20 protein-coding genes are annotated in these 24,623 nt (G+C 71.9%); 6 read left to right on the top strand and 14 right to left on the bottom strand.

Features of this window, described 5'->3' with window-relative positions:
* The first annotated feature begins 1 nt into the window (after window position 1).
* On the top strand, window positions 2–751 hold the full coding sequence (locus tag JJ685_RS26810) for a ChaN family lipoprotein (protein ID WP_201677441.1): 750 nt from the start codon (window positions 2–4) through the stop codon (window positions 749–751).
* Between the two features lie 31 nt (window positions 752–782).
* Here JJ685_RS26810 and JJ685_RS26805 read toward each other — a convergent pair whose 3' ends face one another.
* Window positions 783–2,114, bottom strand: coding sequence for an aminotransferase class III-fold pyridoxal phosphate-dependent enzyme (locus JJ685_RS26805; RefSeq protein ID WP_201677440.1), 1,332 nt, complete (start codon window positions 2,112–2,114; stop codon window positions 783–785).
* A gap of 52 nt (window positions 2,115–2,166) precedes the next feature.
* Window positions 2,167–2,865, bottom strand: coding sequence for a DUF4197 domain-containing protein (locus JJ685_RS26800; protein WP_201677439.1), 699 nt, complete (start codon window positions 2,863–2,865; stop codon window positions 2,167–2,169).
* Between the two features lie 85 nt (window positions 2,866–2,950).
* Here JJ685_RS26800 and purU point away from each other — a divergent pair, with 85 nt between their 5' ends.
* A complete protein-coding gene (purU, locus tag JJ685_RS26795; RefSeq protein WP_201677438.1) occupies window positions 2,951–3,799 on the top strand; it encodes a formyltetrahydrofolate deformylase in 849 nt (282 codons plus the stop codon).
* 14 nt (window positions 3,800–3,813) lie between these two features.
* Window positions 3,814–5,307 (top strand): FAD-linked oxidase C-terminal domain-containing protein, encoded by a 1,494-nt coding sequence (locus JJ685_RS26790; RefSeq protein ID WP_201677437.1) that lies wholly within the window; start codon window positions 3,814–3,816, stop codon window positions 5,305–5,307.
* 6 nt (window positions 5,308–5,313) lie between these two features.
* On the opposite strand, the gene JJ685_RS26785 is transcribed toward JJ685_RS26790, so the two are convergent.
* Window positions 5,314–11,040: a two-partner secretion domain-containing protein gene (locus tag JJ685_RS26785; RefSeq protein WP_201677436.1), complete on the bottom strand. Its 5,727-nt coding sequence runs from the start codon at window positions 11,038–11,040 to the stop codon at window positions 5,314–5,316.
* Window positions 11,041–11,250: 210 nt separating this feature from the next.
* On the opposite strand from JJ685_RS26785, the gene JJ685_RS26780 reads away from it, so the two are divergent.
* Complete coding sequence (locus JJ685_RS26780; RefSeq protein WP_201677435.1) at window positions 11,251–12,237, top strand: GlcNAc-transferase family protein; 987 nt, start codon at window positions 11,251–11,253, stop codon at window positions 12,235–12,237.
* Here the strand turns inward: JJ685_RS26780 and JJ685_RS26775 are convergent.
* From JJ685_RS26775 to tsaB, 3 genes are all read right to left on the bottom strand, one after another.
* Window positions 12,234–12,818 (bottom strand): uracil-DNA glycosylase, encoded by a 585-nt coding sequence (locus JJ685_RS26775; RefSeq protein WP_408015502.1) that lies wholly within the window; start codon window positions 12,816–12,818, stop codon window positions 12,234–12,236. The genes JJ685_RS26780 and JJ685_RS26775 overlap by 4 nt on opposite strands.
* 224 nt (window positions 12,819–13,042) lie before the next feature.
* Window positions 13,043–13,507 (bottom strand): ribosomal protein S18-alanine N-acetyltransferase, encoded by a 465-nt coding sequence (rimI, locus tag JJ685_RS26770; RefSeq protein WP_201677433.1) that lies wholly within the window; start codon window positions 13,505–13,507, stop codon window positions 13,043–13,045.
* On the bottom strand, window positions 13,504–14,220 hold the full coding sequence (gene tsaB, locus JJ685_RS26765) for a tRNA (adenosine(37)-N6)-threonylcarbamoyltransferase complex dimerization subunit type 1 TsaB (protein WP_201677432.1): 717 nt from the start codon (window positions 14,218–14,220) through the stop codon (window positions 13,504–13,506). Before tsaB ends, rimI begins: the two co-directional genes overlap by 4 nt.
* Before the next feature lie 49 nt (window positions 14,221–14,269).
* On the opposite strand from tsaB, the gene dacB reads away from it, so the two are divergent.
* Window positions 14,270–15,664: a D-alanyl-D-alanine carboxypeptidase/D-alanyl-D-alanine endopeptidase gene (gene dacB, locus JJ685_RS26760; RefSeq protein WP_201677469.1), complete on the top strand. Its 1,395-nt coding sequence runs from the start codon at window positions 14,270–14,272 to the stop codon at window positions 15,662–15,664.
* A 4-nt stretch (window positions 15,665–15,668) separates the two neighbouring features.
* Here the strand turns inward: dacB and JJ685_RS26755 are convergent, their stop codons facing one another.
* From JJ685_RS26755 to purE, 4 genes are all read right to left on the bottom strand, one after another.
* Window positions 15,669–16,637: an SGNH/GDSL hydrolase family protein gene (locus JJ685_RS26755; RefSeq protein WP_201677431.1), complete on the bottom strand. Its 969-nt coding sequence runs from the start codon at window positions 16,635–16,637 to the stop codon at window positions 15,669–15,671.
* 88 nt (window positions 16,638–16,725) lie between these two features.
* Window positions 16,726–17,715: an L-threonylcarbamoyladenylate synthase gene (locus JJ685_RS26750; protein WP_201677430.1), complete on the bottom strand. Its 990-nt coding sequence runs from the start codon at window positions 17,713–17,715 to the stop codon at window positions 16,726–16,728.
* A gap of 4 nt (window positions 17,716–17,719) precedes the next feature.
* A complete protein-coding gene (locus JJ685_RS26745) occupies window positions 17,720–18,874 on the bottom strand; it encodes a 5-(carboxyamino)imidazole ribonucleotide synthase (protein WP_201677468.1) in 1,155 nt (384 codons plus the stop codon).
* A 97-nt stretch (window positions 18,875–18,971) separates the two neighbouring features.
* Window positions 18,972–19,481 (bottom strand): 5-(carboxyamino)imidazole ribonucleotide mutase, encoded by a 510-nt coding sequence (gene purE / locus JJ685_RS26740; RefSeq protein ID WP_201677429.1) that lies wholly within the window; start codon window positions 19,479–19,481, stop codon window positions 18,972–18,974.
* A gap of 60 nt (window positions 19,482–19,541) precedes the next feature.
* On the opposite strand from purE, the gene trxA reads away from it, so the two are divergent.
* Window positions 19,542–20,429 carry a thioredoxin gene (gene trxA / locus JJ685_RS26735; protein ID WP_201677428.1) on the top strand — a complete coding sequence of 296 codons (888 nt, stop codon included), beginning with the start codon at window positions 19,542–19,544 and terminating at the stop codon, window positions 20,427–20,429.
* An 85-nt stretch (window positions 20,430–20,514) separates the two neighbouring features.
* On the opposite strand, the gene JJ685_RS26730 is transcribed toward trxA, so the two are convergent.
* The 4 genes from JJ685_RS26730 to pyk all read right to left on the bottom strand — a co-directional run bounded on the left by JJ685_RS26730 (window position 20,515) and on the right by pyk (window position 24,477).
* On the bottom strand, window positions 20,515–20,859 hold the full coding sequence (locus tag JJ685_RS26730) for a hypothetical protein (RefSeq protein WP_201677427.1): 345 nt from the start codon (window positions 20,857–20,859) through the stop codon (window positions 20,515–20,517).
* Window positions 20,860–20,909: 50 nt separating this feature from the next.
* On the bottom strand, window positions 20,910–21,818 hold the full coding sequence (locus JJ685_RS26725) for a phosphoribosylaminoimidazolesuccinocarboxamide synthase (RefSeq protein WP_201677426.1): 909 nt from the start codon (window positions 21,816–21,818) through the stop codon (window positions 20,910–20,912).
* Between the two features lie 65 nt (window positions 21,819–21,883).
* On the bottom strand, window positions 21,884–22,948 hold the full coding sequence (gene fba / locus JJ685_RS26720) for a class II fructose-bisphosphate aldolase (protein WP_201677425.1): 1,065 nt from the start codon (window positions 22,946–22,948) through the stop codon (window positions 21,884–21,886).
* Window positions 22,949–23,043: 95 nt separating this feature from the next.
* Window positions 23,044–24,477 (bottom strand): pyruvate kinase, encoded by a 1,434-nt coding sequence (pyk, locus tag JJ685_RS26715; RefSeq protein WP_201677424.1) that lies wholly within the window; start codon window positions 24,475–24,477, stop codon window positions 23,044–23,046.
* Window positions 24,478–24,623 lie beyond the last annotated feature (146 nt).

Raw genomic sequence — 24,623 nt, 5'->3', positions numbered from 1 at the left:
CATGCGCCTGACCCTTGCCGTCGTCCCGCTTCTCCTCGCCGGTTGCGCGGCGATCGCCCCGGTGCCGGTGCCGGAGACCCAGGGCATCGACGCGGTCCTGATCGGCGAGCAGCACGACGCCGCGGCGCATCCCCGGCTCCAGGAGCGCTGGGTGAGCACGCTGGCGCAGCGCGGCCAGCTCGGCGCCGTCGCCCTGGAGATGGCGGAGCGCGGCACCACCACGGCGGGGCTGGCACCCGGCGCATCGGACGACGAGGTCAAGCAGGCGCTGAAGTGGAACAAGGGCACCGGCTGGGCCTGGGACCGCTACGGACCCGCGATCATGGCCGCCGTGCGGGCCGGGGTGCCCGTGGTGGGCGGCAACCTGCCGCGCGAGGAGATGCGCCAGGCCATGAAGGACGAGACGCTGGACGTGCTGCTGCCCGGGCCGGCGCTGAAGGCGCAGCAGCAGGCGATCCGCCGCGGCCACTGCGACATGCTGCCGGAGACGCAGGTCCAGCCGATGACGCGGGTCCAGATCGCGCGCGACATCTCGATGGCGCGCACCATCTCCTCGTCGGCGGCGCCGGGCAAGACGGTGCTGCTGCTGGCCGGCTCGGGCCACGTGCTGCCGGACATCGGCGTGCCGCAGCACCTGCCGGCGACGCTGGTCGCCAGGTCGGTGCTGCTGCCCGCGCAGGACACGGGCAAGGATTACTGCGAGGATTTCCGCAAGGACATGGAGAAGAAGCGCCCGCAGGTGGCTTCCTGAGCGGCCTCCCCGCGCAGGCGGGGGGTGACGTTCAGGCGTGCGCCTTCACCGAATCGGCCAGCGTGTTCACCAGCCGGTCGATGTGCTCCTTCTCCACCACGTACGGGGGCGCGATCACCAGCACGTCGCCGGCCGGGCGCACCAGCGCGCCCTTCTTGAAGCAGTCCACGAAGATGTCGTAGGCGCGCTTGCCGGGCGAACCGGCGATCGGCGCCAGTTCCACGGCGGCGGCCAGGCCCAGGCTGCGAATGCCGATCACGTTCGGCAGGCCCTTGAAGGTGGAATGGAAGGCGTCGCCCAGCACCTTGCCCATTTCGCCGGCACGTGCGAACAGGTTCTCCTGCCGGTACACGTCCAGAGTCGCCACCGCCGCGGCGCAGGCCACCGGGTGGCCCGAGTAGGTGTAGCCGTGGAAGAACTCGATCACGTGCTCCGCCGCGTCGGTCTTCATCATCTGGTCGTAGATCCTGTCGCGGCAGATCACGCCGCCCAGCGGGATCACGCCGTTGGTGACGCACTTGGCGAAGTTCAGCATGTCCGGCACGACCCCGTAGAAGTCCGCGCCGAAGGCCGTGCCCATGCGGCCGAAGCCGGTGATCACCTCGTCGAAGATCAGCAGGATGCCGTGCTTGTCGCAGATCTCGCGCAGGCGCTTCAGGTAGCCCCTGGGCGGGATGTACCAGCCGGCCGAACCCGCCACCGGCTCGACGATGATCGCGGCCACGTTGCTCGGGTCGTGCAGGGGCAGGATCCGGTTCTCCAGTTCCAGCAGGAAGTCTTCCTGCGATTCCGGTTCCCGGTTGTGGATGTAGGCGTTGGCCGGGTCGTGGATGAAGCGCAGGTGGTCCACCCGCGGCAGCAGCGCCGTGCCGTACACCTTGCGGTTGGCCGGGATGCCGCCCACGCTCATGCCGCCGAAGCCGACGCCGTGGTAGCCCTTCTCGCGGCCGATGAAGACGTTGCGGTGCCCCTCGCCGCGGGCGCGGTGGTAGGCCAGCGCCACCTTCAGCGAGGTGTCCGCGGCTTCCGAGCCCGAGTTGCAGAACAGCACCTTGTTCAGGTCGCCGGGCGCCATCTGCGCGATCATCTCGGCCGCCTTGAAGGCCTGGTCGTTGCTCGCCTGGAAGGCGGTGGCGTAGTCGAGCGTGTCGAGCTGCTTCTTGATCGCGTCGTTGATCGGCTTGCGGTTGTGGCCGGCGCCGACGCACCACAGGCTGGAGATGCCGTCGATCACCTGGCGACCGTCGTGGGTCGTGAACGTCATGCCGTCGGCGGCGACGAACACCCGCGGGTCCTTGCGGAAGGCACGGTTGGGCGTGAAGGGCAGCCAGTGGCTGTCCATGTTGAAGTCGTTGTAGGCCATGCGAGAACTCCTGGGACGGACCGCCATTTTGCGCCCGGGGCGCCGGCCGCCCCTACCTCAGCGAGCCGAAGACCTTCTGCAGCAGCGCGCTGCCCGTCCCCACCGGATCGCGGCGGATCTTCTTCTCCTCTTCCCCGATCATGAAGAAGAGGCCGTCGAGCGACTTGCGCGTGACGTAGTGGTCCACGGTGGGATCCTGCGGCCGGTAGAAGCCCAGGCCCTGCGCCTTCCTGGAAACCTGCTCGTACTGCTCCACCACGCCGACCTTGGCCGTCGCCTGGTGCACCACCGGCAGGAAGGTCTCGGTCAGCGGCTGGCGGGTCTTCTGGGCGAAGAAGTCGGTGACCGAGGTGTCGCCGCCGCCGAGGATCCGCCGGGCATCGTCGACCGACATCTGCTGCACGGCGTTCACGAGCAGGGGCTTCGCCATGGGAACGGCCGCCTCGGCGGCGCGGTTCATGGAGACTTCCAGCTCCTCCAACTGTCGGCGGAAACCCAGGGTGGAAAGCAGGCCGGCGACCTGCTGCAGCGCCTCGGGCAGCGGGATGCGCACCTGCGGATTGCCCAGGAAGCCGTCCTGGCGCCCGAGCAGCTGCACCGCGGCGAGGGCGCCCTTCTCCAGCGCGGCACGCACGCCCTTGCTGGCGTCGAGCTCGCTGATCCCGGCCAGGCCGGCCTGGCCGCGGGCGCGCGGGAGGGCGAAGGGAAGGAGCAGGACGGGGAGGGCGGAAGCGAACTGGCGACGCTGCATGGAAGGGCCTGAACTCCAAGGCTGAGGCATGATGCCGGACGCGCTCCGGCAAGGTCAATCATGCCCCTGCCACAATTGCAAGGATATGTCCGCAGCCTACATCCTCACCCTGTCCTGCCCCGACCGTCCCGGCATCGTCCACGCCGTCTCCGGCTTCCTGCTGGAACGCGGCGGCAACATCGAGGAAGCCGCCCAGTACAACGACCACGGCACGGGCCTGTTCTTCATGCGGGTGCGCTTCGCGCTCGGGCAGCTCACGCAGGAGGACCTGCGCGCGCAGCTGAAGCTGTTCGCCGATTCGTTCCAGATGCAATGGAAGCTGCACGCGTCGGCCCAGCCCATGAAGACGGTGATCTTCGTGAGCAAGGAAGGCCACTGCCTGAACGACCTGCTGTTCCGCTGGAAGACGGGCCTGCTGCCGGTGGACATCCGCGCGATCGTCTCCAATCACCGCGACTTCTACCAGCTCGCGGCCAGCTACAACGTGCCCTTCCACCACATCCCCGTGACGGCCGCCACCAAGGCGCAGGCCGAGGCGCGCCAGTACGAGGTGATCGAGACCGAGGGCGCGGAGCTGGTGGTGCTGGCGCGCTACATGCAGATCCTGTCGGACGACCTGTGCCGCAAGCTGTCCGGGCGGGCGATCAACATCCACCACAGCTTTCTTCCGAGCTTCAAGGGCGCCAAGCCCTACTACCAGGCGCACGACCGCGGCGTGAAGCTGATCGGCGCCACCGCGCACTACGTGACGGCGGACCTCGACGAGGGCCCGATCATCGAGCAGGACGTGGCGCGGGTGGACCACAGCGACACGGTGGAAGACCTGACCGCCACCGGCCGCGACACCGAGGCGATGGTGCTGGCGCGGGCCGTGAAGTGGCACAGCGAACACCGCGTGCTGCTCGATGGGCACAAGACGGTGATCTTCCGCTAGCGCAGGAGGCGCGCATGAACGCACCCGGATCCGCCGACGTCCTGCAACGCGCCGAGCGCCAGGCCCAGGTCGTGAACGCCCTGCAGAAGGTGCTGCCGCCGGGGGCGCTGCTGTGGCACAACGAGGACACCACGCCCTACGAGTGCGACGGCCTCACGGCCTACCGGCAGCGGCCGCTGGTGGTGGCGCTGCCCGAGTCGGAGCTGCAGGTGCAGGCGGTGCTGAAGGCCTGCCACGCGCTGGAGGTCCCGGTGGTCGCGCGCGGCGCCGGCACGGGCCTCTCGGGCGGCGCGATGCCCCACGCCCTGGGCGTGACGCTCTCGCTGGCGAAGTTCAACGCGATCCTGCGGGTGGACCCGGTCGCGCGCACGGCCGACGTGCAGTGCGGCGTGCGCAACCTCGCAATCAGCGAGGCGGCCGCGGCCTACGGCCTCTACTACGCGCCCGACCCTTCCAGCCAGATCGCCTGCACCATCGGCGGCAACGTCGCCGAGAACTCGGGCGGCGTGCACTGCCTCAAGTACGGCCTGACGGTGCACAACGTGCTGAAGGTGCGCGGCTACACCGCCGCCGGCGAACCGGTGGAATTCGGCAGCGACGCGCTCGACGCGCCGGGCTACGACCTGCTGGCGGTGATGATCGGCAGCGAAGGCATGCTGGCGGTGGTCACCGAGGTCAAGGTGAAGCTGGTGCCCAAGCCGCAGCTGGCGCGCTGCATCATGGCCAGCTTCGACGACGTGCGCAAGGCGGGCGACGCGGTCGCGGCCGTGATCGCCGCCGGCATCATCCCCGCCGGCCTGGAGATGATGGACAAGCCGATGACGGCGGCCGTCGAGGACTTCGTGCACGCCGGCTACGACCTCACGGCCGAAGCGATCCTGCTGTGCGAGAGCGACGGCACGCCGGAGGAGGTGGAGGAAGAGATCGTCCGCATGAGCGAGGTGCTGCGCAACGCCGGCGCCACCGCCATCGCGGTGAGCCGCGACGAGGCCGAGCGCCTGCGCTTCTGGAGCGGCCGCAAGAACGCCTTCCCCGCCTCGGGCCGCATCAGCCCCGACTACATGTGCATGGATTCGACCATCCCGCGCAAGCGGCTGGCCGACATCCTGCTCGCGATCCAGGAGATGGAGAAGAAGTACGCGCTGCGCTGCGCCAACGTGTTCCACGCCGGCGACGGCAACCTGCACCCGCTGATCCTGTTCGACGCCAACGACGCCGACCAGCTGCATCGCTGCGAGCAGTTCGGCGCCGAGATCCTGGAGACCAGCGTCGCGATGGGCGGCACGGTCACGGGCGAGCACGGGGTGGGCGTGGAGAAGCTCAACTCGATGTGCGTGCAGTTCAGCCCCGAGGAGCTGGAGCAGATGCGCGGCGTGAAGCGCGCCTTCGACGGGCGGGAGCTGCTCAATCCCGGCAAGGTGATCCCGACGCTCAACCGCTGCGCCGAGTACGGCAAGATGCTCGTGCGCGGCGGCCGGCTCGTGCGACCGGATCTGCCGCGCTTCTGAGGGCCCTCAGCGCACGCAGGCGGAGTCGGTGAGGACGATGGCGTCCCGGTTCCGGCCGTCCTTGTCGCGGTCGGTCCCGCGGCGCGGCGTATCGAAGGCCGGATGCGCCTGCGTCGCCTCGGTGAACAGGTCGGCGAAGGTAACCACCTGGTTGTTCACCTGCACCTCCGCGACCTGCACCGCCGGCGGCCTCGGCGCGCCCGCGCCGACCACGGCCAGCGCGCCATCGCGGAACGACACGCTGTAGTTGCCCGCGCGGAACCCGCCGCTGCCCACCGGCCCGCTGGCCGTGATCGCGTAGGCACCGGGGGCCGCGCTCGCCGCCGCGCCGGCGCTGGCCAGCGACACGCGATCGACCTTCTCGCCCCCGACGAGGCCCTGCGCGGTGAATTCGGTGCCGTTGAACACCAGCACGTTGCCTTCGGGCTTGCTCTGGTTGTTGGCGGCGATCACCAGCGCCGCCGGCGTGATGCTGGCGCTCAGGCCGGTGGGCAGCACCAGGGTGTAGTTGCCCGCGTCCGCCCCGGCCAGCGTACCTCCCTGCAGCGTGACGGGCTTGGCGCTGCCCACGTCCGGATTGCCGAAGCGGGCGTCCACGCTGCCCAGGGAGACCACGTCGCCGGCCACCAGGCCGTCGAAGCGCGCGCTGCCGCCCAGCGATGCGCTCACCGTGCCGTCGTACACCTTGTCCCGCGCCACCAGGCCGCCGACCCCCAGCGTGGCGGGCGTGATGCTGGCGAGCGCCGGCGTGAAGCTGCCGAAGGCATACCCGTCCGGCGCCTGCAGCGTCCCGCGCGCGATGGCGTAGCTGCCCACGTTCTTCGTGGCAGCGGGCACGGCGAGCGCTCCCGTGAGGGTGTCCTGCAGGAACACGTTGCCGAAGCTGGCGGCATCCACCAGCCCGGTGACGGTGAAGCCCAGGGTGCCGAAGCTGCTGCTGCCGTCGTACACCTTGCTCGTGGCCTCGGCCGCCACGTCGACGACGGGCCGGCGCGCGAACACGTAGCGGTTGCCCGGGGCGGTGATGGTGGGCGGCGGGTCGAGCGCGAAACTGCGGCCCCACAGCGCGAGGTTGCCGGATGGCGCAGCGGTGGCGAGGTTGGCGCTGGTGTCCGGCAGGTAGACCAGCCAGCGGCCGTTGGGAGTCTCCAGCGCGCCGGCGCCGTCGCGCAGCAGGTCGGCAGCCACCAGCGTGAGGGCGTCGCCGCCCGCCCCCGCCTGCACGACGCCCGAGAGTTGCAGCAGGCCGGGTGTGCGAACGAACACCGCGCCGGTGGCCGAAATGCCGCGGGCGCCGAGCCGCAGCGGCGCGGGACTCGGCTGCGTGGCGAGGACACGGAAGTCGCCGGCGGAGGCTTGGCCCGAGAGCGCACCCCCGCCGATCGAGACTTCCTCGAGGAGCACGGAGGAGCCCTCCGCGTGCAAGACCCCGCCCGCCGCCGTTTGCAGCGTGGAGGACGCGACGCGCACCGCCTGCGGCGACCGGAAGGTGACGCTGCCGCCGCTGCTGGCGACGTGCGAAGCGTCCACGGCGACGCCGACGACGCCGGGGCTCGCGCCCTCCATCAGGATGTCGCCGCCGGCGTCCAGCGTGGCGCCCTGCAGGACCACGCCGCCCGCGGTGGTGCTTTCCACGGCCTGGGAACCGCGCAGGACGATGTCGCCCTGCGCAGCGATCCGGCCGCGGGCGAGCGCCGAGCCTCCCGCGCCGGAGGTCGGCAACTCGATGGGCGGGAGCGGCAGCTCGCCGACGTTGATCGGCGGCAGGGTGTCGCCCGCGACCAGCGACACGGATCCGGCGCTGCTGGTGACCAGCGCCAGGGCCACGATGTCGCCGGCCGAGCGGACCGACACGCCGGCGTTGCCGCTGAGGCCACTGCTGCGGGCGTACGGCGTCGCGAGCGCATCGATTCCCACGGGGCCGAGGGCGTTCACCAGGTCGAAACGGCCGCTGGCGCTTCCCGTCACCGAGCGCAGCACGTTCGATCGCGTCAGGTTCACGTCCCCGCCATCCGCCTGCGCGATCAGGCCGGAAGCGGCCAGCAAGCCGGCGCCGGGACCCTGGCGGATGTCTCCGCCGGTGCTGTGCAGGCTCAGCGCCGAACCCGGGTCGCCGAAGGCGGCGAGGGTGCTGGCCAGCGTGATGCCTTCCGTGGCCCCCAGGTGGAAGCCCTTGCCCGCCCGCCAGAGCTGGAAGGTGCCGGCCGCGGTCTCCACCGTGCCCTGCGTGGCCCGTACCTCGGTGTCGCCGGACAACTCCACGGTGCGCAGGACGACGCTCCCGCCCGTGAGCAGCGTGCGGCCCGAGGCGCCCGCATCGGCGCTGCGCCCCGTCGCGAGTTCCGCCACCCCGCCCGCCCCGCCTCGCGCGGAAATGCGGATGGAGTTGGTCCCGGCGCGGCCGACCGCCAGCGCGTTGCCGCGGACCGTGACCGCGCCACCGTCGCCGCCGATTCCGGCAAGCGCGCTCGTGGTGGCGCCGCCTGCGTTGGAGCCGCCCACGCCGCCCTCGGCGTCGATGCTCGCCACGCGGTCCAGGACGCCCGTCGCGCCGGTGAAGCTGATGTCGACGGAGCCGCCCGCGCCGCCCCTGCCGCCGGCGACCGTGGCGCTCGCCACGCCGCCCTGGCCCCCGCGGGCGAGGATCTCCGGGACGTCGAGGATGCCGTCCACCCCCACGGTGACCGTACCACCCGCGCCCCCGGTGCCGCCTGGCGCCGGGACGCTGCCGTTGCCCGCCCCACCCTGCGCGTCCAGCCGGGAGACCAGCCCGTCGCCCGCGGACTGGACGACGAGATCGCCGCCCCGGCCGCCGTCACGGCCCTCGCCGCCCTGCGCCTCGACGGTCGCATTGGCCGCGCGGAGGGACCCTGTGACCGTGCGCAACGTGATCGTGCCGCCGCGCCCGCCGGTCTCCAGGGTGCTGCTGCCGCCGCGGGCGGACAGCCGCGCGCCCTCCGCCGGGTTGGTCGTGATGTTGCCGCCGGCCTCGACCGTGATCGCCCCGCCGGCGCCGCCGGTTCCGGAGCGCGCGGACGAGCCGGTGGCGGACAGTTCGCCCGAGAGAAGGATCCGGCCCTGGCCCGGCGCACTGGAAAGCGCCGACAGCGTCACCTGGCCGCCCCCCGCGGCGGCTCCGTTGAGGGGGCTGCCGCCGTTGGCCCCGACCGTGCCGAACAGGTCGATGCCGCCGCCGGTCGAGGTGAGCGATACGACGCCTCCGGCGCCGCCATCCGCGGCGCCCAGCGTGGTGAAGGCCGCGCCGCCATCCGCGCGGACCTGGGCGGCGTTCGCCGACAGCCCGCCGCGCGCGCCGATCACGACGTCGCCGGCCGCCGTGACGGCGATATTCCCACCCGCGCCCGCAGCGAACGCAGGGCTCGCCGTCGTGGCGGCCGTCCCGGAGAAGACCTGGCCCCCCACCGCCGACAGCCGGCTGCGCACACGGACCTGCCCGCCGGCCGTCAGCGCGATGCTGCCGCCGGCGCCGCCGTTGGCGTCGAGGCTGCTGCCGCCGTCCGCCGCGACCGCGTCCACGGCGATGTCGCCCGCCGTGGCGGTGATCGTGACCGTGCCGCCCCGTCCGCCGTTCAGTCCGCTCGCGCCTATCGTCCCGCCGTCGATGTTCCCCCCGGCCTGCAGCGTCACCGCGCCGCCGGCCCCCGTGGTTCCGGCCGAAAGGATCTCGCCGAAGCCGATGCGGCCGCCGGCAAGCACCGTGATCGGCGCGCCGGCGCTGAGCACCAGGGTGCTGCCCAAGTCGGCATCGCCGCCGACGTCGACCCTGACGCCGGCCAGGCCGAAGATGGTGGCGGCGGTGTTCGGGGCGACGGGCCGTAGCGAGCCCCCGGCCGTAAGCTCGACTTCCTTGCCCGCGACCCCGGCGAGGGCGACTCCCGCCACCGGCCGGCTCCCGCCCAGGACGATGTCGCCGTCCGAGTGCAGGCTCACCTTGCCGCCGGCCAGGACGACGTCGTCCTGGATGCCCAGGTTGTCGGCGTTGCGGAACGAGAAGTCGCCGAGAGCGCCCCCGGACAGCAGGCCGACGCGGTTGGCGCCTCCCATGCCGACGCTGCCGGCTTGCGCCTCGGCGTGAAGACGGGCAACGCGGACCACGGAGTCCGGTCCCTGCACGATGTCGCCGGCGCCCGCGATCAGGCGCAGGGCACCGTTCGTGGCGCCCTGCGCGCCGCCGGTGGTGGTCGCCGTGATCTGGCCCAGGAGGTCGATGCCGTGGTCCGCGGACAGGGTCAGCTGGTTGCCGGACTTCCAGGCGACCGCGGCATCCCCTGCCAGCCTGATGTGCCCCTCGCCCTGGAGCCCGGAGGGACTCGTCGCCACGGTCACGTTCGCCTGTTCCAGCTGCTTGTTCAACGACTCGGTCGTGAGGATCGACTCGCCTTCCGGAAGCGGGTCGGACGAGTCCGCCGGCCGGATGGTGATGTCGACCGGGTCCAGCAGCAAGGTCCCCGTCTTCCCGCGCGGCGCGCGCAGGTCGGCCTGGCCCGTGAACTGCAGCGACTGCCGGCCCGACACTTCGGCGAAGCCGCCGTCGCCGCCCCACGCGCCGCCGCGCGCCGAGATCGTGCCGTGCATGCGCGTGCCCTCGTCGGCCCACACGATGACGCGGCCGCCGTCGCCCTCGCGCGTGGCATCGGCCTGGATGTTCGCGCCGGCATCGACGGAGGTGCGCCGCGCATTGGGCACATCGGGATTGCCCCCCTGGGAGTCGCCGCCGATGCGGACCTGGCCGCCGCCCGCGGCGCCGCTCGCGTCCACGCGCGCGCCCGCCAGCAGGCCCACGCGCTCGCCGAGCACGTCGACGCGGCCGCCGCGCTCGCCCGCGCGCGCCGTGATGCGCCCGTCCACCAGGGCGTCGCCGGTCGCCTTGAGCACCACCTTGCCGCCCTCGACGCTCGCCGACTGCGCCTGCACCAGGCCGCTGTGCTTCAGCGTGCCGGCGAAGATGCCGACCGCATCGCCCTGGAGGGTCCCCAGGTTCACGGCTTCGTTGCCGGCCTGGACTTCCATGTGGATGCCTTCCAGGCCGCGCCCGGTGATCTCCACCCGCTGGCCGGCGAGCAGCAGGGTGGCGCCGTCGCTCTGGAGCAGGGCCTTGTCCGCCGTCTGCACGTGCGGCGCGATCAGAACCAGGTCGCCGCCCTGCGCCCGCACCACCGCGCCCGACTCCACCTTGAGCAGCGCGCCGGGGCCACCGAAGCGCAGCAGGCCCGCCTTCGCGTCCTCGGGGCTCATGGCGAGCGTCGAGGCCGTGAAGCCGGCCGTGTCGATCACCGCGCTGCCGCCCACCGTGATGCCCGACGGGTTCACCAGCACCAGCCGCCCGTTGGACCTCAGCTGGCCGAGGATCGAGGAAGGATTGGCCTCCACCACCCGGTTGATCGAGGTGCTGCTGGCCGAGGGCTGCAGGAACTGCGTCACGCTGCCCTGCGGGACCGAGAAGCTCCTCCAGTCGATCGCCGAGTGGTTGGTCCCGGCCCCGTTGCGCGTGGTCACCAGCAGGTTCGCGCCGTTGCGGGTGAAGGTCGCGCCGCCGTGGATCGCCTGCAGCGGCACCGGCTGCGCCCCCGCGGGCGGCGCCGGCAGGGCGAAAGCCGTGGCCAGGGCGAGCAGCGCCCCCGCGGGCCGGAAGCCGGCTGCCATGGGGTGCGGCGCGCGGAGGGGCCGCACGCCCTGCGGGATTCCGTGACAACGGCGGAAATTCCTGCTCATGCGTTTTCTCCATCTGCCGGCGATGCTGCGGGGGCCGGAGACCGTTCGTCCTGCGACGCACCCTGAACCGAAACGGCAACGCCCGCTTCCCGGCGTGCGTTGCGCTGGCCTGCCCAGTGTAGAGAGCTCACGCGATCCCGCATCGTGCTTGGTGGGGCTTGACGCGGGGGCCAGGGTTTCCCTAACTTCCCCGGAGCCACGAAACCGTCGATGAGCCTCTTCGTCAGCGTCGCATCCTACTGCGACCCGGTCCTGCCCTTCACCCTGCGGCGCGCGGTCGCCACGGCGGCGGCGCCGCAGCGGCTGCACTTCGGCGTGGTGGACCAGTCGCCGCGCGGGTCTGCCCCGGCGGCGCATCCGGGCGGCGGCTGCCGGCTGTCGCAGGTGCAGATCGCCATCGAGCATGCGCGCGGGCCGTGCTGGGCCCGCGCCATCGCGATGTCGCTGCACGAGGGCGAGGACTGGTTCCTGCAGCTCGATGCCCACATGGACTTCGACCCGGGCTGGGACGCGCGCCTGGTGGCGCAGGCGCGCGCGCTCGGCGCGCCGCAGCGGGGCCTCGCGATCTCCACCTACCCGGCGGCGTTCCGCCTCGTCGACGGCCGGCCGCGGCGCGAGACGCTCACCCGCGGCGTGCTGGCGCAGGTGCTGCGGCCCGGCGCCGCCTTCGACGCCGCCCACCCCGTGCTGCCCTTCGAGGCCCATCCGGTGGAAACTCGCGCTCCCCTGCCCGCGTTCCACCTGGGCGCGGGCTGCCTGTTCGCGCCGGGGCGCATCGTGCAGCAGTTCCCGTACGACCCCTGGCTTTACTTCCACGGAGAGGAGCAGGCCCTGGCGCTGCGCCTGTACACGCACGGCTGGGACCTGTTCCACATGCCCGACCTGCCGATCCACCACCAGTACAACGAGAGCGGCCCGGGAGCCGCCAGCCGTCCCCTGCACTGGGACGCGCCGCACGACGCCCTGCACGAAGTGGACTGGCAGACGCTGGAGCAGCGCTCGCGGGTGCGCCTGGCGGCGCTGGTGGCGGGCGACGACCTGGGCGTGTACGGGCTTGGCCGCGTGCGCAGCCTCGCCGACTTCGCCCGCTTCAGCGGGATCGACTACGCCCGGCGGACGCTGGCGCCAAGCGCCTGGCTGCCGAGGAGCCTGGGCGGCAGAGAAACGGGCCCGTTTCTCTGCCGCCCAGGCTCCTAGGACAACTTGCGCATGACCTCCTGCGCCAGGCACAGGTCGGCCCAGGCCTTGGCCTTGTCCGGCAGGTTGCGCAGCAGGTAGGCGGGGTGGTAGGTGACGACCACCGGCACGTCGTGGTAGCGGTGGACGCGGCCGCGCAGGCGGCCCAAGGGTTCGGTGGTCTGCAGCAGCGTCTGGACGGCGAAACGCCCCATGGCCAGGATGATCTTGGGCTGCAGGAGCTCGACCTGCCGGCGCAGGAAGGGCTCGCATTGCGCGATCTCCTCCGGCAGCGGATTGCGGTTGCCGGGCGGCCGGCACTTCAGCACGTTGGCGATGTAGACGCCCTTGCGGCGGCCGATGGCCAGCGCGGCGAGCATGTTGTCCAGCAGCTTGCCGGCCTGGCCGACGAAAGGCTCCCCCTGCAGGTCCTCGTTCTCCCCGGGGGCCTCGCCGATCACCATCCAGTCCGCCTGCAGGTCGCCGACGCCGAAGACGGTGTTGGTGCGGCCTTCGCACAGGCGGCAGGCGCGGCAGGCGGCCACGGACTGGCCGAGGGCGTCCCAGTCCATCTCCGTGACGCCGGGCATGCGCTGCCGCATGGGGGCTTCGGCGACGACGGGTGCCGGGCGGGAAGCCGATTCCGAAGACGGTTGCCCCAGTCCTGCGGGCCGAAGGTCCGCACTCCCCCCCGCTTGGCGGGGGGGACCAGGGGGGGTGCCGTCAGCAGGCGCAGGGCGGTGCTCGACGAAATTGGCGTCCGGGGCGAAGACCCGCACGCCAATTTCCGCGAGCATCGCGCGCTGGCGCTCGTCGAGGTCCAGGCTCATAGCTTGTAGCTCATGACGATCGCGTCTTCGCGGCCCTGCGCGGCGGGGTAGTAGTTCTTGCGCTCCCCCACGCGCCGGTAGCCGTAGCGCTCGTACACGTCCTGCGCCCGCGTGTTGCTGGTGCGCACCTCCAGCCAGACCCAGTGCGCGTTCTCCGAGCGCGCCCACAGCGCCACGGCGTCCAGCAGGATGCGGCCCCAGCCCTGGCCCTGGTAGGGCACGTCGACGGTGATGTTCAGCAGGTGCACCTCGTCGACGCCCTGCATGGCCACGAAGTAGCCCAGCGTCGTCTCGCCGGCGCACAGCAGCTGGGCCCGGTAGCCGGAACGCAGCGAATCGGAGAAGTTGCCGCGGGTCCAAGGGTGGTCGTAGGCGCGGCGTTCGATGGCCACCACCTCGTCGAGCCGGGCCTCGGTCATGGGCTCGAAGCCCGCTTCGATGGTCTTGAAGACTGCGCTCATGGGGAATCGGCTGCGATGCGGCGCTGGTCCTTGCGCGCCCGTTCGGCGGCGCGCTCTTCGGTAGTTTGCGCCACCTTGTCGCGAATGTAGAGCGGAAGTGCCTGTGCGGGCGCGTGCGGCCCCCCGGCGGCCAGCAAGGAGGGCGCCAGCCGCAGCAGGGCCGCCGCGGTTGGCAGGGCCGGGACATGGGTGGCCGCGCCGGGCAAGCGCGCCGCGTGCAAGTCGAACACGTTGCCGGCGATGCCCCAGCCGGCGGGCACCGGGGCGTCTTCGGGCCGGCCGAGCGCCGGGGGCGAGCGGGTGATCCAGGCGGCGCCGACCCGTTCGTAGCTGGCGAAGTAGACCTCCCCCATGCGCGCGTCGAGCATCGCGACCACCCGCGCCAGCCCCGTGCGGCCGTGCGCCTCCTCGGCCACCGCGAGCAGCGTCTCGACCGGCAGCACCGGCACCCCGGCGCCGAAACCCAGGCCCTGCGCCACGGCGGCGGCCGTGCGCAAGCCGGTGAAGGAGCCCGGGCCGCAACCGAAGACGATGGCATCCAGCTCGTCCAGCGCCAGCCCGGCCTGCGCCAGCAAGTCCTCGATCGCGGGGATCAGAGAGGCCGAGGCCTGGGCGCCGCCCGGCCCCGTCCGCTCCAGCACCGGCTGGCCGCCCCCGCGGCCGACGGCGAGGGAGAGGGTTTCCGTGCTGGTATCGAAGGCGAGCAGTTTCAAGGCGGTTCCGGCGAGCCCGCCATTATCGAAGGTTCGTATCATGGCGCGCATGCCGCGCTGGTTCCGCCTCGCCTGCTGCCTGTTGGCCTGGGCCGCCGCCCCCTTGTTGGCCCAGCCTCTGCCGCCCGAGATCGAGGCGGTGCTGGCCCAGGGCGAGCTGCCGCGGGACTCCGTGGTGGTGCTGCTGGCCCCCGCCGAAGGCGGCCCGCCGCGCATCGCCCACCGGGTGGACGCGCCCGTCAATCCGGCGTCGGTGGCGAAGCTGGCGACCACCTTCGCGGCGCTGGAGCTGCTGGGCCCGACCTTCGCCTGGACGACGCCGGTCTACTTCGACGGGCCGGTCCGCGACGGCGTGCTGCAGGGCAACCTGGTCCTGCGGGGCCAGGGCGACCCGAAGCTGGTGATGGAGCGGCTCTGGCTGCTGCTGCACCAGGTGCAGTCGCTCGGCGTGCGCAGCATCACCGGCGACATCGTGCTGGATCGCAGCGCCTTCGCGCTGCCGCCGCACGACCCCGCGGCCTTCGACGGCCAGCCCCTGCGCCCCTACAACGCCAGCCCGGACGCCCTGCTGGTGAACTACAAGGCCGTCACCCTCAGCTTCACGCCCGAGGGCGGCGCCGCGCGCGTGCGCGCCGAGCCGCCGCTGGCCGGCGTGCAATGGCCTGCCAGCGTGCCCCTGGCCAACGGCGCCGAATGCGGCGACTGGATCACCGCGCTGGCCGCCGATTTCCGCAACCCCGCGCAGGTGCGCTTCGGCGGCCGCTTCCCCGCCGCCTGCGGCGAGCGGGTCTGGCAGCTGGCCTGGCCGGAGCCGGCGGCCTACACGCCGCGCGCGATCGCGGCGAGCTGGCGCGACATGGGCGGCCGCCTGGGGGGCCAAGTGCGCGACGGCACGGTGCCGGCGGGGCTGAAGCCGGCCTTCGAGTTCGCCTCGCCGCCGCTCGCGGAGGTGATCCGCGACATCAACAAGTTCAGCAACAACGTGATGGCCCAGCAGGTGTTCCTCACCCTGAGCCTGCAGCAGCGCGGCACCGGCAGCTTCGAGGCCTCGCGCGAGGTGCTGCGCACCTGGTGGCGCGAGCGCATCGGCAGCGAGCCGCCGGTGACGGAGAACGGCTCCGGCCTGTCGCGCACCGAGAGCTTCACGGCGCGCCAGCTCGGGCAGCTGCTGCAGGTCGCGTGGGTGTCGCCGCTGATGCCGGACCTCGCCGCCTCCCTGCCCGCGCTGGGGCTCGACGGCACGCTGCGCCGGCAGCGCCAGAACGTCGGCCTGGCGCACCTGAAGACCGGCAGCCTGAACGAGGTGTCCGGCGTGGCCGGCTACGTCCATGGCCAGCAGGGCCGTCGCTGGGTGCTGGTGGCCATCGCCAACCACCCGCGCCGCGCCTCCGCCATCCGGCCCGCCGTGCAGGCGCTGGTCGAATGGGCGGCGCGCCAGCAATGAGGCGCTACCAGCGGTTGTGGATCTGGTTGAAGGCGAATTCGCCGAGGATCTGGTGCCCGCGCGGCGTCGGGTAGACCCGGTCGGCCCACAGGAAACGCGTGGAATCCGCGCCGGCAACCAGCGTGGACGGCGTGCAGAGGTTGGAATTCACCTGGCCCGCGCCCGTGCCGATGCCGGGGCCCGGATCGACCGAGGTGCATACCACCGTGGTCACGTTGCTGAGCGCGAAGGCGCCGTCGCCCGGGTTGGCGGTGGCCAGGTTGATCTGCTGCTCGAAGTCCACGTACAGGACATTGGCGCCGAGATTCACCATCGACGCCACCAGGCGCCGGTTGAACGTCCGGGTGGCGTTTTCCATCAGTCCGCTCTGGCCCGTCTGGGCGGGGTTCGCCCAGGCCGAGCGCCCCAGGTTGTAGGGCCCCGCGATGGCGACGTGGTGGGCGCCGGCATCCACCAGCCGCTGCACCTGCGCACTGAGGGCGCGGGCGGCGGTTTCGAGCTTGGCCCGCATCTGGTCCTCGGTCTGGGTCCCCGCGAGGACCGCCTGGACTTCCACGATGAGGTCGGAGGTGCCGCCGCTCACCAGGACCAGGTCCGTCTCGCTCAGGGTGCCGGACGCCAGGAAGCCGTCGATCTGCTGCTGGATCGTCGGCGTGGCGGCGTTGCCGGCCGCGTCGGGCGTGGCGACCACGCGCGCATTGCCGGTGGCGAAGGACAGGCCGCCGGCGGCGCTGGCCGCCAGCGGGCGCCCATAGGAATTGGCCACCTGGAGCGTCCAGTTGTTGTTGCCCGAGCCGTCGTTGATGGTGTAGCGGCTGCCGTTCTGGCCGAGGTCGCCCATGGCGTCCCCGAAGGCGACGACGCGCGCGGGGGTGAAGCCGGACACGATCGAGCCGCCGCCGCAGGCGGCTACCACCAGGGCCGACGCGCAGGCGGCGAGCAGGCACGCCCGGCGCAACCACTGAAAAGCCATTTGAATCTCCGATGAAACCGGTGAGTTTAGCGAGGGCACGTGAAGCACTCGTAAGCGGCGGCCGGGCGCCGCCCAGCCGGGGCGCCGCTCAGCCGGCCGCCGCGCGGTGCAGCCGGTCGCGCACGCCGTCCCACTCCGGCCCTTCCGGCGGCGTCTCGACCCAGATCAGCTTGACCCCCGCGGCGTCGAAATCGCGCAGCACCGCGAACAGCTGGCGCGCGGTCTCGGCCGCGTCGTCGGGCATGCGCCGGTAGTGCGGGGTGCGGGTGCGCAGGGCGCTGCGGGCGTAGACCGCGACCGCGACGGAGTCGGGGCCCAGCACGTCCAGCGCGGTCTGCAGGCTCCTGCCGTCCATCAGCCGCACCCGCGCCTCGGGGGCGTAGTGCGAGGCCAGCGTGCCGGAGGCGCGCGGGCCCGCTTCGGAGCGCTCTTCCGGCAACCAGACCCGTTCGCCGCAGGCGGCCTCGATCTGCGCGCGGGTGAGCATGCCCGGGCGCAGCAGCACCGGCACCCCGCGCGTGCAGTCGACGATGGCCGACTCGATGCCGACGGCCGTCGGGCCGCCATCGAGCACCGGCAGGGTGTCGCCGAACTCGCCCTGCACGTGCGCCGCCGTGGTGGGGCTGACCCGGCCGAAGCGGTTGGCGCTGGGGCCGGCGAGGCCGTACACCGGCGGCGTGCCGCCGGCGCAGGCGAGCAGCAGCGCGTGGGCGACCGGGTGCGCCGGGCAGCGCAGCCCGATCGTGTCCTGGCCGCCCGCCGCCGCGCGTCCGACGTCGGGGCGGCGCGGCAGGATCAGCGTGAGCGGCCCGGGCCAGAAGGCGTCCATCAGCCGCTGGGCGACCGGCGGGATCCCGGCGGCGAAGCGGCCGGCGGCCGCGGCATCCGGCACGTGCACGATCAGCGGGTGGTCGCTGGGCCGGCCCTTGGCGGCGAAGATGCCGGCCACCGCGCGGTCGCTGCCCGCATCGGCGCCGAGGCCGTAGACGGTTTCGGTGGGGAACGCGATCAGCCCGCCGGCGGCGAGGACGCGCGCGGCTTCGGCGATGGAGCTGTCCTGTCGTCCGTCGAGGATCATGGGCTCAGAACGGCTCGATGCCCAGGCGCTGCGCGGCCTCGAGCGCCGTGTCGCGGACGGACTCCACGCTCGGCCCGGTCACGGTGAGGTGGCCCATCTTGCGGCCGCGCCGTGCCTCGGTCTTGCCGTACAGGTGCAGGTGGGTGCCGGGCAGGCACAGCACGCCGGCCCAGTCGGGCGTGCGCGCCGCCGTGGCGCCGTCGGGGAACCAGAGATCGCCCAGCAGGTTGAGCATCACGGCGGGGCTGTGCTGCCGCGGTTGCACCAGCGGCAGGCCCGCGAGCGTGCGCACCTGCAACTCGAACTGCGAGACGTCGGCCCCTTCGATGCTCCAGTGGCCGCTGTTGTGCGGCCGCGGCGCCATCTCGTTGACGACCAGCGCGCCATCCTCGAGCCCGAAGAACTCGATGCACAGCACGCCGACGTACTGCAGGCCCTCGGCGATCGCCTTGGCGGCCTCGATGGCGCGCAGGGCCTGCGCGGCCGGCACGCAGGTCTCGTGGACCTCGGTCACGGCGAGGATGCCGCCGCGGTGCAGGTTGCGCTGCACCGGCAGGTGCACCACGGCGCCGTCGCGGCCGCGCGCCACCACCACCGAGCACTCGAAGGCCAGCGGCAGCATCTTTTCCAGCACGCAGTCGGCGCGCTTGAGGCCGTCCCAGGCGGCCTGGAGCTCGGCGCGCGAATTCACGCGGACCTGGCCCTTGCCGTCGTAGCCCAGGCGCGCCGTCTTGAGGATGCCGGGGAACAGGTCGTCGCCCACGGCGGCGGGCAGCTTCCCGCCGGCGATCACCGCGTACGGGGCGCAGGCGACGCCGCAGCGCGTGAAGTGCGCCTTTTCCGCGGCGCGGTCCTGGGCGATGGCGACGGCGTCGGCGGCCGGCGCCACCGGTCGGTGCTCCGCCAGGCGCGCGAGCGCCTCCGCCGGCACGTTCTCGAACTCGGTCGTGATGGCGTCGCTGTGGCCGCATAGCGCGGCAAGACCCAGTTCGTCGAGGTAGTCGGCGCGCACGTGGTGGTGGCTCACGCGGCCGGCGGGGCTGCCCTCGTCCGGGTCGAGCACCGCGGTGAAGTAGCCCATGCGCTGGGCGGCGTGCACGAACATGCGACCGAGCTGGCCGCCGCCCATCACGCCGAGCGTGGAGCCGGGCAGGAGCACGGTCACTGGATAACCTCCCCCAGGCTCCGCACTGCGTGCTCCGCCTCCCCCCTCCGCAAGCGGAGGGGGCGAGCGCCTTCGGGCGGCCGTGCGGCGCTCATGCCGGGTCCCGCGGCGGCGGCAGCGTCATGGCGCGCGCCGCCTCGGTCTGCCGGGTGCGGAAGGCCTCCAGCCTGGCGCGCAGATCCGCATCGCCCGTGGCGAGCATGGCGACCGCGAACAGCGCCGCGTTGGCGGCCCCGGCCGCGCCGATGGCGAAGGTGGCCACCGGGATGCCCTTGGGCATCTGCACGATGCTGTGCAGCGAATCGACGCCCTGCAGGTGGCGGCTGGCGACCGGCACGCCCAGCACCGGCACCGTGGTCTTGGCGGCCAGCATGCCGGGCAGGTGGGCGGCACCGCCCGCGCCGGCGATGATGGCCTTCAGGCCGCGGCCGGCCGCCGCCTCCGCATAGGCGAACATGTCGTCCGGCATCCGGTGCGCCGAAACGACCTTCGCCTCGTGGGCGATCCCGAAATCCTGCAGGATCGCCACTGCGTTCTGCAGGGTGTCCCAGTCGCTGCTGGAGCCCATCACGACCCCGACGGTCACGCCGCCTGCGCTCATGTCCATAGAATTCCCGTAAAGAGCCCGAATTTTACTTTTGAGAGCGGAGGCACCCCGGTCATGATCGACATCACCATCGAGAACTTCGAACAGGACGTCATTGCGGCCTCGATGAGCCAGCCCGTGCTGGTGGACTTCTGGGCGCCCTGGTGCGGCCCGTGCAAGGCCATCGGCCCGATCCTTGAGAAGCTCGAGGTCGAATACGGAGGCGGCTTCACGCTGGCGAAGATCAATTCCGACGAGGAGCAGCAGCTCGCCTCCGCGTTCGGCGTGCGCAGCATCCCGACGGTCGTCCTGATGAAGAACGGCCAGCCGGTGGACGGCTTCATGGGCGCGCTGCCGGAAGGCAAGGTGCGCGAGTTCCTCGACAAGCACGTGCAGGCGCTGGCGGGCGAGCCCGAGGAAGAGGAAATGCCGCCGGACGAAGTGCCGGAGTCGCCGGAGGGCCAGCTCGAGAAGCTGCAGCACGCGGTGGCCACCGACCCGTCGAACGACGACGCCCGCTTCGACTACGCCAAGGCGCTGCTGCTGGCCGGCCGCGAGGCCGACGCGCGGCGCGCGTTCGAGCCGGTCGCCAACAAGGTTGCGCTGTCGCGCCGCATCGACGCGCTGGCGCGCTGGCTCGACGCGATCGACTTCGCCGCCACGCAGGCCTCCCCGGCCGACCTCGATGCCAGGATCGCCGCGGACCGGCGCGATTTCCAGGCCCGCTTCGACCGTGCCCGCCTGCTGGTCGCGCAGCAGCGCTGGACGGCCGCGATGGACGAGCTGCTGGAGATCCTGATGCGCGACAAGTCCTGGAGCGGGGACCTGGCGCGCAAGACCTACATCGCGATCCTGGAGATCATCGAGCCGCCCAAGCCCAAGGTCGCCGAAGGCCAGGTGCCGCCGGAGGATCCGACGGTGGCGACGTACCGGCGGCGGCTGTCGAGCGTCGTGCTCAGTTGAGCCGCGCCCGCGCGGCGTGCCGGGGCCGGCGCTCGACGAGGGAGCTTCATCGACCCGGCACCGCGCGCAGCGGCGCGCCCATCGGTTACCGGATCTGCATCAGGAGGCGCTGCGCGCGCATCTTCAGCCGCAACTCGACGACGCCGTCGGCCGTCTCGGGGGGCGGCTGCAGGACCGCATCGATCTCCAGCGGGCCGATGTCCAGGGGCGGCCGCACGGCCGCGGGATCGGGGTTCGTGCAGCGGAACAGGAGTGTGTCGCGCAGGGCGGCCAGCATGTCGGGCGCCGCGCGCAGGACCAGGTGGCCGCGCGGGCCGTGCAGCTCCAGGCTGTCGCCCTGCTCCACCCAGCCGCCGCAGGGCAGGTCGGCGTGCGCACAGGCGCACGCGGCCAGGGTGGCCGCGGCCAGCAGGAGCCGACTCGCTTCCATCGGGCCAGCATAGCGCGCCCGGGCGCGCCGCGGGGCCCGAGGCGGGCCGCTCAGGGCGCGGTCAGGCGGTCGAGCGCTTCGCGGTACTTGGCCGCGGTCTTCTCGATCACGTCCCTGGGCAGGCGCGGCGCGGGCGGCGTCTTGTCCCAGGGTTGGCCGTCGACCCGGACGCCCTCGAGCCAGTCGCGCACGAACTGCTTGTCGTAGCTGGGCGGGTTCTCGCCCTTCGCGAACGCGGACTGGTAGCCCTCGACCGGCCAGTAGCGCGAGGAGTCGGGCGTCAGCACCTCGTCCATCAGCACCAGCTTGCCGTTCTCGTCGAGGCCGAACTCGAACTTCGTGTCCGCGATGATCAGGCCCTTGGTCAGGGCGAAATCCGCGGCTTCCCGGTAGATGCGGATGCTCAGGTCGCGGATCTGCGCGGCCAGGTCCGGGCCGATCGTCTCCACCACCTTCTCGTAGCTGATGTTCTCGTCGTGGCCGGAGGCCGCCTTGGCGGCCGGCGTGAAGATCGGCTCGGGCAGCTTGCTGGCGTTCTTCAGGCCGGCCGGCAGCGGCACGCCGCACACGGACTGCGTCTGCTGGTACTCCTTCCAGCCGCTGCCCGCGAGGTAGCCGCGCACCACCGCCTCCACCAGGATCGGCTTCAGGCGCTTCACCAGCATGGAACGGCCCTGCACCTGCTGCACCTCCGCCGGGTTCACCACGCTCTCCGGCGCCGCGCCGGTCAGGTGGTTGGGGCAGACCTTGCCGAGGCGCGCGAACCAGAACAGGGCCATCTTGGTGAGGATCTCGCCCTTGCCGGGGATCGGCTCGCCCATGATCACGTCGAAGGCCGAGAGCCGGTCGCTCGCCACCATCAGGATGCGGTCGTTGCCGACCGCGTAGTTGTCGCGCACCTTGCCGCGCGCCAGCAGCGGGAGGGAGGTGATGTTGGAGGTGTGGAGGGCGGTGGGCATGGCTCGGTCCGAAAGAAAACGGCCCGCGTCGCGGCGGGCCGTCCATTATGGCAAGCGGGCGGGACTCAGTTCACGACCTGGGCCAGTTCGCCCTTCGCGTACCTGCCGGCCACGACCTGCAGCGCGTCGCCCTTGATCTTGCCGGCCTGGCCTTCGCAGCCGAACTCCAGGTAGCGCTGCTTGCAGATCTGCTTCGCGGCCTCGCGGGCGGGCTTCATCCACTCGCGCATGTCGAACTTGTCGGGGTTCTCCGCCAGGAACTTGCGCACGGCGCCGGTCATCGCCAGGCGGATGTCGGTGTCGATGTTGATCTTGCGCACGCCGTGCTTGATCGCTTCCTGGATCTCCTCGACCGGCACGCCGTAGGTTTCCTTCATCTTGCCGCCGTGCTGGCGGATGATCTCCAGCAGGTCCTGCGGCACCGAGGAGGAGCCGTGCATCACCAGGTGGGTGTTGGGGATGCGGCGGTGGATTTCCTTGATGCGCTCGATGGCCAGGATGTCGCCGGTGGGCTTGCGCGTGAACTTGTAGGCGCCGTGGCTGGTGCCGATGGCGATGGCCAGCGCGTCCAACTGCGTCTTCTTGACGAAGTCGGCGGCCTGCTCGGGATCGGTCAGCAGTTGCTCGCGCGTCATGGTGCCTTCGGCGCCGTGGCCGTCTTCCTTGTCGCCCTTCATGGTCTCCAGCGAGCCCAGGCAGCCCAGCTCGCCCTCGACGGTGACGCCCAGCCGGTGCGCCAGGTCGACGACCTTCTTGGTCACGTCGACGTTGTAGTCGTAGCTGGCGATGGTCTTGCCGTCGGCCTGCAGGGAGCCGTCCATCATCACCGAGGTGAAGCCCAGGTCGATGGCGCCCTTGCAGATCTCGGGGCTCTGGCCGTGGTCCTGGTGCATCACCAGCGGGATCGTGGGGTACGCCTCGACGGCGGCCTGGATCAGGTGCTTGACGAAAGCCTCGCCCGCGTACTTGCGCGCGCCGGCGCTGGCCTGCAGGATGACCGGCGCCCCGACTTCCTTGGCCGCTTCCATGACGGCCTGCACCTGTTCGAGGTTGTTGACGTTGTAAGCCGGGATGCCGTAGCCATTGGCGGCGGCATGGTCCAGCAGTTCGCGCATGGAAACGAGAGGCATGGCAGTTCCTGGGGAGGGACAACGAGGAGGCGCACGGTCGACGTAACCGCGCGGTAACTGCCGGAGATTCTAGCGCCCCGCCCCTGCGGCAGGGCTTACGCCGCCCGCACGATCTTCAGCATGTTGGTGCCGCCCGGCGCTCCCATCGGCTCGCCGCAGGTGATCGCGTAGATGTCGCCCGAAGTGACGATGCCGCGGCTCTTGAGGTGCTCCTCGGCCTGGTGCAGCGCCGTGTCGCGGTCCGCGCTCTGGTCCATCAGCAGCGGCCGCACGTTGCGGTACAGCGCCATGCGCCGCTGCGTCACCAGCTTGGGCGTGAGCGCGTAGATCGGGATGTGGATGCGGTGGCGGCTCATCCACAGCGGCGTCGAGCCCGAGTCCGTCAGCGCCACGATCGCCTTGCAACCGAGGTGGTAGGCCGTGAACAGCGCCCCCATCGCGATCGACTGGTCGATGCGCGAGAACGCCATGCCGGTGAAGTCGGCATCGAGCCGCACGTCCTCCGCCATCTCGGCCTCGGCGCAGATCGCGACCATCTGCTGCACCACTTCCACCGGGTACTTGCCGGTGGCCGTCTCGGCGCTGGTCATCACGGCGTCGGTGCCATCGAGCACCGCGTTGGCGACGTCGCTCACCTCGGCGCGCGTGGGCACCGGGGCGGAGATCATCGACTCCATCATCTGCGTCGCCGTGATCACGACCTTGTCGTGCTCGCGCGCGAGCCGGATCATGCGCTTCTGCAGCGCCGGGACGGCGGCATTGCCGACCTCCACCGCGAGGTCGCCGCGCGCCACCATGATGGCGTCGCTGGCCTTGAGGATCTGCTCCAGGTTCGGGATCGCCTCGGCCCGCTCGATCTTCGCGATCAGCGCCGGCTTGTGGCGGAACTCCGCCGCGGCCACGTTGCACAGCTGGCGCGCCATCTCCATATCGGTGGCGTTCTTGGGGAAGCTCACGGCCACGTAGTCGGCCTGGAAGCTCATCGCGGTGCGGATGTCCTCCATGTCCTTGGCGGTCAGCGCCGGCGCGGTGAGGCCGCCGCCCTGCTTGTTGATGCCCTTGTTGTTGGACAGCACGCCCCCGAGCTTGACCGTCGTGCGGATCTGGTCGCCCTTGACCGCATCCACCGTCAGCACGATCAGGCCGTCGTTCAGCAGCAGGTGGTCGCCGGGCTTCACGTCGCGGGGCAGCTCCTTGTAGTCGAGGCCCACCGCGTTGATGTCGCCCGGTTCCGCGCGCCCGGCATCGAGCACGAACTTCGCGCCCGCCTCCAGCATCACCTTGCCTTCGGCGAACTTGCCGACGCGGATCTTGGGGCCCTGCAGGTCGGCCATGATGGCCACTTCGCGGCCGGCCTTCTGCGCGACTTCGCGCACGAGGCGCGCCCGGTCGATGTGGTCCTGCCCGCTGCCATGGCTGAAGTTCAGGCGCACCACGTTCACGCCGGCGCGGATCATGCGCTCCAGGACGGCGGGCTCGCTGGACGCGGGACCCAGGGTGACAACGATCTTGGTGGCGCGACGGGCCATAAAAGGCGATCTCCTCGTGAACGTCGCCGATTCTCACATGAACGAGTTACGCACCGGTTACCAAAGCAGTCGGACGGGCGGGAGCCATGCAGGGATGGGCGGCGTGCGGACGCGGTCCCTTACAAGGATCGGTGACTCCGTACCAA

The organism is Ramlibacter monticola (assembly GCF_016722785.1).
GTDB lineage: Bacteria > Pseudomonadota > Gammaproteobacteria > Burkholderiales > Burkholderiaceae_C > Ramlibacter > Ramlibacter monticola.
The sequence above is the reverse complement of the archived record's forward strand: the minus strand, read 5'-3'. Positions and strand labels throughout refer to the sequence as shown.